The 6773-nt window shown below is 61.6% G+C and carries 8 protein-coding genes; all 8 read left to right on the plus strand.

Going from position 1 to position 6773, the window contains the following annotated elements:
- Window positions 1-354: 354 nt before the first annotated feature.
- The 8 genes from ACCD00_RS29855 to ACCD00_RS29890 all read left to right on the plus strand — a co-directional run bounded on the left by ACCD00_RS29855 (window position 355) and on the right by ACCD00_RS29890 (window position 6653).
- Entirely contained in the window at window positions 355-849 is a 495-nt protein-coding gene (locus tag ACCD00_RS29855) for a hydroxyquinol 1,2-dioxygenase (protein WP_413428801.1), read from the plus strand.
- A gap of 48 nt (window positions 850-897) precedes the next feature.
- Complete coding sequence (locus ACCD00_RS29860; protein WP_413428802.1) at window positions 898-1917, plus strand: hydroxyquinol 1,2-dioxygenase; 1020 nt, start codon at window positions 898-900, stop codon at window positions 1915-1917.
- A 93-nt stretch (window positions 1918-2010) separates the two neighbouring features.
- A complete protein-coding gene (locus tag ACCD00_RS29865) occupies window positions 2011-3474 on the plus strand; it encodes an aldehyde dehydrogenase family protein (protein WP_413428803.1) in 1464 nt (487 codons plus the stop codon).
- Window positions 3475-3482: 8 nt separating this feature from the next.
- Window positions 3483-4550, plus strand: coding sequence for a maleylacetate reductase (locus ACCD00_RS29870; RefSeq protein WP_413428804.1), 1068 nt, complete (start codon window positions 3483-3485; stop codon window positions 4548-4550).
- A 37-nt stretch (window positions 4551-4587) separates the two neighbouring features.
- Window positions 4588-5460, plus strand: coding sequence for a dioxygenase (locus ACCD00_RS29875; RefSeq protein WP_413428805.1), 873 nt, complete (start codon window positions 4588-4590; stop codon window positions 5458-5460).
- A 3-nt stretch (window positions 5461-5463) separates the two neighbouring features.
- Window positions 5464-5781 carry a YciI family protein gene (locus ACCD00_RS29880; protein WP_413428806.1) on the plus strand — a complete coding sequence of 106 codons (318 nt, stop codon included), beginning with the start codon at window positions 5464-5466 and terminating at the stop codon, window positions 5779-5781.
- Entirely contained in the window at window positions 5778-6131 is a 354-nt protein-coding gene (locus ACCD00_RS29885; RefSeq protein WP_413428807.1) for a Rieske (2Fe-2S) protein, read from the plus strand. The genes ACCD00_RS29880 and ACCD00_RS29885 overlap by 4 nt, the downstream gene beginning before the upstream one ends.
- Window positions 6132-6197: 66 nt before the next feature.
- Window positions 6198-6653 (plus strand): hypothetical protein, encoded by a 456-nt coding sequence (locus ACCD00_RS29890; RefSeq protein ID WP_413428808.1) that lies wholly within the window; start codon window positions 6198-6200, stop codon window positions 6651-6653.
- Window positions 6654-6773 lie beyond the last annotated feature (120 nt).

Below are 6773 nucleotides of genomic sequence, written 5' to 3' on the forward strand. Positions count from 1 at the left end.
GCATCCATGCCGGGTTGCCCACTGCGCAGAACCTGCGCTCGGCCTCTCGAGGGGGCAAGAAGATCAAAAGCCAAAGCCAAGGCGAGGCGGCCTCCGGGCCGACCTGATCTAACGTGACCGCGTCCCCCTGTAGGAGCGAGCCTGCTCGCGAAAAACGCCAGGACAACGCTGGGATTCAAACAGCCCGCGTTATCGTTGACGACCATCGCGAGCAGGCTCGCTCCTACAGGGATTGAGGTGGCACCAGTGTTTGCGTTTCGCAAACACTGTTGTCGCCGGTCCTCTAATTGTTCACCGAGGTAGTGCGACGTACTGTTAGCTCACTGTTACTACAACAACAAAACGGTGAAAACCATGAGTAGCGCTGCAATCGAAACGGTCTTCGGCTCGCTGGACAACTACACCAAAGGGTCGGTTGAAATCATCAGCGGCCAGGCCAGTCACTACGCCTTTTCCAATATTTTTGAAGTGGCCGATCAATCCAGCCCTTACGAAAAGGTCGTGGTCGGTTACAACCTCGGCTACGTCGTCGAAACCCTGCGCGCCGAAGGCCAGTCGCCCTGGTACACCGCAGCACACGACGAGTTCGCCATCGTCATGGACGGTGAAGTGCGCGTGGACTTCCTCAAGCTCGATGCGCCATTGAAGGCCGGCGAGGGCACTCACCTGGCGGGTGAAATGCCGGCGGGCAAGCCGATGGGCTACCTCCTGCTCAAGCGCGGCCATCAATGCCTGCTGCCGGTCGGCAGCGCCTATCGCTTCGAAGCCAGTCGCCCGGGCGTGATCCTGCTGCAGACCATCAAAGGCCCGTTGTCGGTGGAGAAGTGGGCAGAGATCTGCTTCAAGTGATCTGCCCGGCCCGACCGTCCAACCCACAACAACAAGAGGAATCCCGCCATGGCCATGCTTGAAACCGCTGCCGAAACCGCCCACTTTGCCGACGACGAAGTCCAGGCCAGCGCGCCCCACGCCGTCACCGGCTACCGCTCATTCAAACTCGGCGCCTTCGAACTGTCGCGCGACGAGTATTTCGCCCGCATCACCTGGCCGGCCAAGGGCCAGACCCGCTCGCACCTGATTCCGGTCGACGCCTTCCTGCGCGCCATGATGCGTGATGTCGCCTGGGGCTTTTTTTATGGCTGGGTCAACTTTGACCACGTCATCGGCACCCGCAACTACTACGGCAAGGTCGACCTGTACGCCGGCACCTTCAACGGCACGCTCAAGGCGGCCGGGGTCAATTACACCGAAAACTTCGAAACGCCGCTGATCATGGCCACCTTCAAGGCTATCCTGCGGGACTGGACCAACGCCACCTTCGACCCTTTTGCCGCCCCGGAAGAAACCGGTAGCGCATTCGGCCGCAAGAACGGCGACAACATCGAAGCCATCGAGCGCTCCCGCATCGCCACCCAACGCATGCCGGGCCTGAAGAATGACTCGCCGCTGCGTGACGACCTGCCGGTCAACCGCCAGTTCATCGACGTGCCACAGGACGAACCGGAAGTCCATGCCGCCGAAGACTTCGAGGGCGAACTGCATGCCTTCAACCTGTTCAAGTACCTGTCGCGCTCCGACGTGACCTGGAACCCGTCGGTGACCTCGGTGTGCAAGGCCAGCCTGTTCTGCCCGACCACCGAGGAATTCATTCTGCCGGTGTTCCACGGCAACGATCGTATCGAGTGGTTCTTGCAATTGTCCGACGAAATCATCTGGGACGTCGGCGACAAGGACGACGGCAATCCCCGTGCGCGCATCACCATGCGTGCCGGCGACATCTGCGCCATGCCCGCGGACATCCGTCACCAGGGCTACTCGACCAAACGCTCGATGCTGATGGTCTGGGAAAACGCCACGCCGAACCTGCCGCAACGCTACGAAAGCGGTGAACTCAAGCCGTATCCGATCGAGTTCTAGGACCTTGTGTCCAGCCCGGCCCCGCGCCGGGCAAAGCGCCCGAGAATCACTTCATCAAACACTGCGCCAGCCGCGCGGTGCGAGGAAACCATTATGCAAAATCAGCTCTATATCGATGGCCGCTTCGTGGATGCCGTCGCCGGCGGCACCATTGACGTGGTGTCGCCCCACGACGGTACGTTGATCACCCGCATCGCCGCCGCCGAAGCCGCTGACATCGACCTGGCCGTTGCCGCCGCCAAACGTGCCTTCCCGGCCTGGTCGGCCCTGGGGGCCGCCGAGCGCGGGCGTCTGTTGCTCAAACTGGCGGACAGGATCGAGGCGTGTAGCGAAGAGCTGGCCCAGCTCGAATCCCTCAATACCGGGCACCCGCTCCGAGACTCCCGTGGCCTCGACGTGCCGCGCACGGCGGCGTGCTTCCGTTATTTCGGCGGCATCGCCGACAAGATCGAAGGCTCGGTGATTCCGGTCGAAGCGGGGTTCCTCAACTATGTGCAACGCAAGCCGATTGGCGTGGTGGGGCAGATCGTGCCGTGGAACTTTCCGCTGATGTTCACCAGCTGGAAAATGGGCCCGGCGCTGGCGGCGGGCAATACCATCGTGATCAAGCCTTCGGAAATCACCCCGTTGTCGACCTTGCGCATCGTCGAGCTGATGACCGAAGTCGGCTTCCCCAAAGGCGTGGTCAACGTGGTGCCGGGTTACGGCCATACCGCCGGGCAAGCACTGGCCGAACACCTCGATGTGGGCAAGATTGCCTTTACCGGTTCAACCGCCACCGGGCGTCGTATCGTCGAAGCCTCCCAAAGCAACCTCAAGCGCATCCAGCTGGAACTGGGCGGCAAGGGCGCCAATATCGTGTTCGAGGACGCCAACCTGGAAGCGGCGGTCAACGGCGCGGCCTGGGCGATCTTTCACAACCAGGGCCAGGCCTGCATCGCCGGCTCGCGACTGATACTGCACAAAGACATCGCCGACCGGTTCCTGGAGCGTTTTATCGCCCTGGCCAAGTCCATCCGCCTGGGCGATCCCCTGGACCCGGAAACGGAAATGGGGCCGCTGACTTCGGCGCTGCATCGCGACCGTGTGCTGGCGTACATCGATATTGCCATCGAGCAGGGCGGCAAGATCCTTGCCGGCGGCAAGGCACCGGACGACAAGGCGTTGGCCAATGGATTTTATGTCGAACCGACGGTGGTCGAGGCCAAGCCCGGTGATCGCGTTTGCCAGGAGGAAGTCTTCGGCCCGTTCGTGACCGTGGTGCGTTTCAGCACTGATGAAGAGGCCCTGGCCATCGCCAACGACTCCGAATACGGACTGGGCAGCGGCCTGTGGACGCAGAACCTGAGCCGCGCACACAAAATGGCCGACGCGATTCACGCCGGCATGTGCTGGATCAACTGCTACAAACGGGTCAACCCGGGCAGTCCGTTTGGCGGTGTCGGCCAATCCGGTTACGGTCGGGAAATGGGTTTTGAAGCGATCCACGATTACACCGAGGCCCGTTCGGTCTGGGTCAATGTCGACGCCAACATCCCGCCGTACTACAAACGCTGAGGCCTGCCATGAATCCATTCGTTTACCAAAGCCTGCCGACCCGTGTGGTGTTCGGCTGGGGCAAGCTCTCGGCGCTGGCGGAAGAAATCGAGCGATTGGGCGCCCGGCGCGCGCTGATTCTCACGACGCCGGAACAACACGGGCTCGGCGAGCAGGTCGCCGCGTTGCTCGGTGATCGTGCGGCCGGGGTCTATCCCAAAGCCGTGATGCACGTTCCGCTGGAAGTGGCACAAGCGGCGCGCATCGAGGCGGCGCGGCTGGACGCCGATTGCTGCGTGGCCATTGGCGGTGGCTCGACCATCGGCCTGGGCAAGGCGATCGCGATGGATTCCGGCCTGCCGATCGTGGCGGTGCCGACCACCTACGCCGGTTCCGAGATGACGCCGATCTACGGGCTGACCGAAAACCGCCTGAAGAAAACCGGGCGAGATCCCAAAGTCCTGCCCAGGACAGTGATCTACGACCCGCAATTGACCCTGACCCTGCCATCGCAGATATCTGCCTGCTCGGGCATGAACGCCATGGCCCACGCGGTCGAGGCCCTGTACGCCCAGGACGCCAACCCGATCATCGGTTTCATGGCTGAAGAGTCGATTCGCTCACTGGCGCAGGCGTTACCAGGTGTGGTCAGCAATCCCGATGACCCCGAGGCGCGCAGCCAGGCGTTGTATGGCGCGTGGCTGGCGGGCATTTGCCTGGGCTCGGTCGGCATGGCCTTGCACCACAAGCTCTGCCACACCTTGGGCGGCACGTTCAATTTGCCCCATGCCCAGGCGCACGCCATCGTCTTGCCCCATGCTGCGCATTACAACCGCGAAGCGGCGGCGGGGCCATTGCAACGGGCTGCACGCGCGTTAGGCGGGAGTGAGGCGAGTGAGGTCGGTGCCTTGTTGTACGCACTGAACCAGAAACTGGGTATTCCACTGGCATTGGCGGACATCGGCTTTCCGGCAAACGGCCCGGTGGAAGCCGCACAAATCGCCTGCGCCAGTCCTTACTACAACCCACGGCCGTTTGAACAAGGTCCGATTGAGGCGTTGTTGAACCGTGCTCTGAAAGGTCAGGCCCCAGCCTGATCTGCCGGCCACTCTTATCCTCGTCGGAATAACAACAATGACCGATAAAGACAAAGCCATAGAGTCACTGATCTCCCAACAGGCAGTGAACAGCTTCAACGATGCGCCCAACGCGCGTTACAAACAGATCATGCAAAGCCTGGTGCACCACCTGCATGCGTTTGTCCGCGAGGTCGAATTGACCGAGCAGGAGTGGTTCGAAGGCATCGGTTTTTTGACCGACACCGGGCACAAATGTGATGGCCTGGTGCGCCAGGAATTCATTCTGCTGTCGGACACCCTGGGCATTTCGATGCTGGTCGATGCGATCAACCATCGGCACAGCGCAACGGCCACCGAAACGACCGTGTTCGGGCCGTTCTACATCGAAGGCATGCCCGAGCGCGAGTTCGGCGAAAACATGGCCTTCACGCCGGGCGAGCCGGCACTGGTACGCGGGCGTGTGGTGGATACCCAGGGCAACCCGCTGGCCGATGCGGTGCTCGACGTCTGGCAAACCGCCGAGAACGGCATGTATTCAGGGCAAGACGTCGAACAGCCGTTCGGTAACTTGCGCGGGCGTTATCGCACTGACGCCGATGGCTACTTTGCGATTCGCACGATTGTCCCTGTGGCCTACCCGATACCGACCGATGGCCCGGTGGGGCGCATGCTCGATGCCGCCAACCGTCATGCGTGGCGGCCCGCGCACCTGCATTTCATGATCGAGGTGCCGGGTTATCGCAAGCTGGTGACGCACCTGTTCAATCACGATGATCCGTACCTGGCGTCCGATGCGGTGTTTGGCGTCAAGCATTCGTTGCAGGTGATCTACGAGGACCGCCGCACCCATGACATGTTGTCCGCCAGCCTGGGTATGGACGTGCCGTTCAAGCGTGCGAGTTACGAATTCGTCATGGAGAAAGCGTGACTCATGGGCCAGTTCTTTGCGGTATTCGCCACTGACCATCCGGACTCGCTGGCTTTGCGTCAGCGTCTGCGGCCCAGGCACCAGGCGCATTTGCGTGCCACCGGCGACCATCGGGTGGTTGTGCGGCTCGGTGGACCCATCCTCGACGATGCCGGCACGGCGATGAATGGCACGTTGCTGGTCATCGAGGCGGGCAGCCTGCTTGAGGTGGAAGCGTTCATGCAGGACGATCCCTATGTGCAGGCGGGCCTGTTCGCCAGCATTCAGATTCGCCCCTGGCACTGGAGCCTGGGCAACCCGGAACTGCGCGGGTTTCCATGACTACCATTACCTTGTGTCAACTCGATGATATTGCCGATGGCGGGGCGTTGGGACTGCCGCAGCATCGGCAATTGCATCCCGCCGGGCTGGTGGCGGTGCGCCAGGGTGAACAGGTATGGGTGTACGTCAACCGTTGCCCGCATTTTTCGGTGCCGCTGGACTTCAATCCGCAGCAATTCTGTACCTACCGAGGCAAGGTCCTGATGTGCGCCCATCACAGCGCAATGTTTCGTTTCGCCGACGGGCACTGCATCGACGGCCCGTGTAAAGGCGCGCAACTGGAGTCTGTACCGGTGCGTTGGGTCGACCGCCGACTGGTGATGGACATCGAGCCCACCGTCGGTCAGTAACCGGGTGGTTGTCGGAGGCTGATCTAAACTCCTTTGGGGGTGAACCACGGTCATCCGGAGGTCATCATGAAAAAGTTGTCACCCATCACTCTGTGCCTTGCCTTGTCGGTTTTCAGTGCCCCGGGATGGGCGCAAACGGTGGTGCCGCTGAAAGGACAAAGTTCGCAACAAACCCAGGCCGACATCAACGAATGCAACAGCATCGCCGCCAGCCAGAGTGCCTCGACGACTTCCACGCCTTCCGGCGGGAGGGTCAAGGGCGCTGCTGTCGGGGCCGCTGCCGGCGCGACCGCGGCCCAGGTGCGCGGCAATCAGCACGACGAGGCGTATGACCGCGTCGATAGTGATGTGCAACAGCAATACCGCCAGAACCGCGCCAAGGAGACGGCGGCGGCCGGCGCCGTGGTCGGTGCTTCACGTCAGCGCCAGGAACGCCGGGAGCAATCGAAAACCACCCAGGCGAACACTGCGACGGCCTACACCAGTTGTTTGCAGGGCAAGGGTTATCAGGTCAACCCTTGAATCGGGTGCAGATAACACTGTGTGCATATCCGTTGCTGCGGTAACGGCGACTTAGGGTTTCGCCCTTACGGCGACTCACTTTTTTTACAAGCGCCTAAAAAAAGTAAGCAAAAAAACGCT

The organism is Pseudomonas sp. Pseusp3, from assembly GCF_047304225.1.
GTDB lineage: Bacteria > Pseudomonadota > Gammaproteobacteria > Pseudomonadales > Pseudomonadaceae > Aquipseudomonas > Aquipseudomonas fluorescens_CD.